Raw genomic sequence first — 4,472 nt, forward strand, 5'->3', positions numbered from 1 at the left:
TCGACGGCAGTCGGCGGATGCGGATCACGGACACGCAGGCGCTCACGCTCCGCGGCGCGTGGGGCGTCGGAAGCGGGACGGACTTCCCGTCGCACAGGCTCTTCTACCTCGGCGGCCTCGGGACGCTGCGCGGCTATCCCTACCGCGCCTACGAGGCGAAGAACCTCGCGTTCGTGTCCGCCGAGTACGCCGTGAGGATCCGGCCCGAACTCGAGATCATCTACTTCCTCGACTCGGGCGAGGTCTGGAACAACACGACGGGGTTCGACTGGGAAGAGCACAAGACGAACATCGGCATCGGCCTTCGGGTCGACGTGCCGGGCATCGGCGACATCAGGCTCGACGCGGCGCGGCCGACGACGACGGAGAACGTGGACACGGTCGTGAGCCTCAGACTGGTGTACCCTTCGTAGGGGCGTTGGTCCTGCTGCGGCCCCGCCGGGGAAGCGGCGCGGCGCTCGGGATCGGCGCAGTCAGTTCCACTCAACAGCGCGGCGAACATGGGGAGGCAGGAGATGCGGACGCTGCTCGTTACGGCGGCGGTGGTTATGGTGTGCTCGGGGGCTGGCGCCCAGTGGGTGTCCGATCCGTGGCTGCGTGGCGCGAGTTCCGTCGCGCTCAACGACGACGCCACGGCGGTCTTCCTCAATCCCGCCGGCCTCGGTCTCTTCAGCGACGAGGTCGGCAGCTACTCCGAGCTCGAGATGGCCGGCGAGGACGTCTCCGGAGCGCGCGTCGGCCTCAAGCTGGGCTCGCTCGGGCTGGGCTTCGACCGGCGGTACCTGTGGGAGCCGACGGAGGAACCGGGCATCGCGCCGGGGCGGAACGCCGTCGACACGTACACCCTCGGCACGGCGTTCGGCGACCCGAGGAGGTGGAGCCTCGGCGTCGGCCACCGCTGGCTGCGCTCGCAGTTCGGCGCGAAGCAGAGGGCGACGATGTGGGACGTCGGCCTCATGGTCCGGCCGACGAACTTCGTCTCGGTCGGCGCGGTCGCCAGGAACCTCGGCGAGACGGAGTTCGGCGCGGTCGCGCCGGAGGACGCGCGCGGTCGCGCCGGCAGCGCCGCGCGGACGACGTACTCGGCGGGCGTGGCCCTGCGCCCTGCGGGCAACCGGCTCACGCTCATGGCCGACGCGAGCCTGCCGCGCGGCGCCGAGCTCCGGGACGCCGCGTACACGGCGGGGGCGGAGGCCGAGCTTATGGACGGCCTCGTGCTCCGCGGCTCGATCCTGACGTACCCGAGCGGGGACGACCGGGACAGCGAGGTGAGCGTCGGGCTGTGGCTCAACATGACCCACGCAGGCGCCGGCGCGTCCCTCAGGACGCTCGACGGGGCACTCCACGACGTCATGGCCTACGGGGTCTCGACGAGCGCGGAGCGCATGCGAAGCGTCGTCAAGGGGCAGGGCGGCGTCGTCGAGATCAAGGTCGGGGGGCGCCTGTCGGACTCCGAGGGCGGCTGGAGCCTCCTCGGCTCGTCCACGACGAGCGCGCGGCGGGTCGCGCGGGACATCCGGAAGGCGGCGAAGGAGAGCTCCGTCGCCTGCATCCTGCTTCGCGTCAGGCCGATCGCTCCGGGGTTCCTCGGCGGCCCGTCGGCGCTGGCGCAGGAGATCCGCGACGAGGTCCTGCGGGCGAGGAAGGTCCACGGGAAGAAGGTCGTGGCCTTCCTCGAGTACGGGGCGTCGAGCGCCGACTACCACATCGCCACGGCCGCCGACGTCGTCCTGATGCACCCCTCGGCCGTGGTCATCGGGCTTTCGAACTACACGACGGTGATGCGCTACACGGGAACGACGGAGAAGATCGGCATCGAGTGGGACTACGTATCGGCCGGCAAGTACAAGAGCACGTTCCACTCGATCGGCGCCGGCCCGCTCACGGACGAGCAGCGCGTGGAGGTCCAGGGCCTCGTGGACGACGTGTACGCCGAGATCGTGCGCGCGGTCGTCGAAGGCCGGGGACTCTCGCGCGAGCAGGCGGAGACGGTGTGCGACGGCAGGATGTTCTACGGGCCGCAGGCCGTCGAGGCGGGGCTCGTGGACTCGCTGGCGTTCTGGGAGGACGCCAAGGCGGCCGCCGTGCGGCTCGCCGGGCGCACGCCGCCCGACGAGCCCGACGGCATCGCCACACAGAGCGTCTCCGACTGGCGCGACAAGGTCTACGACTGGCGCCCCGGCCCTACGATCGCGGTCGTCGGGGCGTACGGCAGCATCGACGTGGGCAAGGGCGGCCACGACCCCGTCTGGGGCGGCGAGTCCATCGGCTCCGAGACGCTCGTCGCGGCCCTGGCGCGCGCGAGGCGTGACCCGAGGGTCAAGGCCGTCGTGCTCCGCGTCGACAGCGGCGGCGGGAGCGCGCTCGCCTCCGACATCATCTGGAAGGAGACGCTGCGCGTCGCCGCGAAGAAGCCGCTCATCGTCTCGATGGCCGACGTGGCGGCCTCGGGCGGCTACTACATCGCCTGCGCGGCGGAGCGGATCTTCGTTGACCCGCTCACCATCACGGGCAGCATCGGCGTCGTGAGCATGAAGCAGTCGCTCGCCGGCCTCTACGAGAAGATCGACGCGACCCACGAGACCTTCAAGCGCGGCGAGTACGCCGACATGTGGTCCACGACGCGCCGCGCGACCAAGGAGGAGCTTGCCATGGCGGACGATCTCATCGGCCGCCACTACGACGACTTCGTCGCCAAGGTCGCCTCCGGAAGGAAGATTGACGAAGGGCGAGTCCGCGAGATCGGCCAGGGCCGCGTCTACACCGGCAACCAGGCCGTGGCCATCGGGCTTGCCGACCAGCTTGGGGGCCTCTCGGAGGCCATCGACTACGCCTGCGAGCGCATCGGCGTCGAGCGCGACCGCGCGGCGGTCGTCGCGGTCAGGGAGAGCCCCTCGCTCCTCGACCTCCTGCTGAAGTCGGCGTCCGCGAAGCTCGGGCTCTCGAGGCTCCTCGGTCTCGGCGCCGTCGGGCCCGACGATCTCGTGCAGTTCAGGATGACCAGCCAGGCCCCGGTGCAGTAGAGGGGTCCCATGACGAAGGACGGCCGCCCGGAACCCGGAGGAACGCGCGCGGGTCCGACGAGGATCCGGGCGGCCGACGTCCTTCGCCCCACCTTCAAGCGCGCCTTCTGGCACATCTACGACCACCTCGGCACCCTCATCGTCGCCAATCTGCTCTGGTGCATCCTCTGCCTCGGAGTGGTCACCGCGCCGCCGGCGACCGCCGGGCTCTTCCGCCTCGCCCGCAGGATCGCCGCCGACGAGGACGCCCGCCTCGCCGACTTCTGGAACGGCTTCCGCCGCGACTTCCTCCGATCGATCAAGCTCGGCGCATTCACCGCCGGCTCCGCCGCCCTGCTCTGGTTCAACATCCGGTTCTACGGCCGGCTTCAGGGAGGCGCGGCGTTTGCCGGCACGGCGCTCGCCACACTCCTGGTCTGGTCGGCGGCCTTCTTCGCGCTCATGCACGTCCACCTGCATCCCCTGCTGAGCGCGGGTGACAGGCGCCTGCGGACCGCCCTCAGGAAGTCCGCCCTCCTCGTTCTCGACAACCCCGCGTTCAGCATCGCCATCGCGCTGCAGTCGGTCCTCATCGCCGCCCTGCTCGCCGTCAGCGGTGTGGGCCTTCTTCTCCTCGCCGGCAGCCTCATCGCCGTCATCCTCTCCACCGGGCACCGCGAGCTCCTCAAGAAGTACTTCCCGGGCTCCGACGCCGCCTCAGAGCCCCGCGAGACCCGCTCCTGGCGGGACCTCTGGAGGCCCTGGGAGAGCCAGAGGCCCCGCTGAGCGCCCCACCCTGAAGGACAAGCATCAATATTCTTGATCTTTGCATTGAATTCAGTTGACAACATGCAACCAGCAGCTTAATATTCGTGTCGTACACCTGCGAATGTGGGATCCGTTCCTGGAGTTCCTGAGACGAGGAGGGTGAGCATGATTCACAGGCAGCCGACGAGCTGCTCCGCGTGTGGCGGCGAGATGGTGGTCAGGGAACTCGAGTGCCCGGCGTGCGAGATCACGGTCCGGGGGCGCTTCGAGACCTGCGCGTTCTGCGCGCTCTCGCAGCAGCAGCTCGACCTCATCAAGATCTTCCTGAAGTCGCGCGGGAATATCAAGGAGGTCGAGCGCGAGATGGGCATCTCCTACCCCACGGTCCGCGCTCGACTCGAGGAGGTTGTGCGGGCGCTCGGGTTCGCCCCGGTACCCGAGGTGACGAAGGACATGAAGGCCGAGCTTCTGGCGAAGCTCGAAGCGGGAGAGATCGATGCAGACGAGTTCCTACGACGGCTGGCCGACGCGTCCGCTTAGGACGGGCATCTGCCCCACCCCGGAGCTGTGGACGACCATCCCCTGGAGTGAGGTCGGGTTGGGCGATCGGGCGCGCAGACCGACCATCAAGGCAAGGAGACACGACATGGAGACCGAGAAGCTCAGGATCCTCAAGATGCTCGAGGACAAGAAGATCACGGC

At 69.4% G+C, this 4,472-nt stretch carries 5 protein-coding genes; all 5 read left to right on the forward strand.

The window, feature by feature from the left end; all coding sequences use genetic code 11:
- Positions 1–17: 17 nt before the first annotated feature.
- Positions 18–413, forward strand: coding sequence for a BamA/TamA family outer membrane protein (locus tag FJY74_09380; GenBank protein ID MBM3308523.1), 396 nt, complete (start codon positions 18–20; stop codon positions 411–413).
- 102 nt (positions 414–515) lie between these two features.
- The gene (gene sppA, locus FJY74_09385; GenBank protein ID MBM3308524.1) at positions 516–3,023 is read left to right on the forward strand and encodes a signal peptide peptidase SppA; all 2,508 of its coding nucleotides are present in this window, start codon (positions 516–518) and stop codon (positions 3,021–3,023) included.
- 9 nt (positions 3,024–3,032) lie between these two features.
- Positions 3,033–3,788, forward strand: coding sequence for a DUF624 domain-containing protein (locus FJY74_09390; protein ID MBM3308525.1), 756 nt, complete (start codon positions 3,033–3,035; stop codon positions 3,786–3,788).
- A gap of 147 nt (positions 3,789–3,935) precedes the next feature.
- The gene (locus FJY74_09395) at positions 3,936–4,310 is read left to right on the forward strand and encodes a DUF2089 domain-containing protein (GenBank protein MBM3308526.1); all 375 of its coding nucleotides are present in this window, start codon (positions 3,936–3,938) and stop codon (positions 4,308–4,310) included.
- Positions 4,267–4,472 (forward strand): hypothetical protein (locus tag FJY74_09400; protein MBM3308527.1); only part of this gene is annotated, 206 nt, incomplete at its 3' end. The genes FJY74_09395 and FJY74_09400, both read left to right, overlap by 44 nt.

The organism is Candidatus Effluviviaceae Genus I sp. (assembly GCA_016867725.1).
Lineage (GTDB): Bacteria > Joyebacterota > Joyebacteria > Joyebacterales > Joyebacteraceae > VGIX01.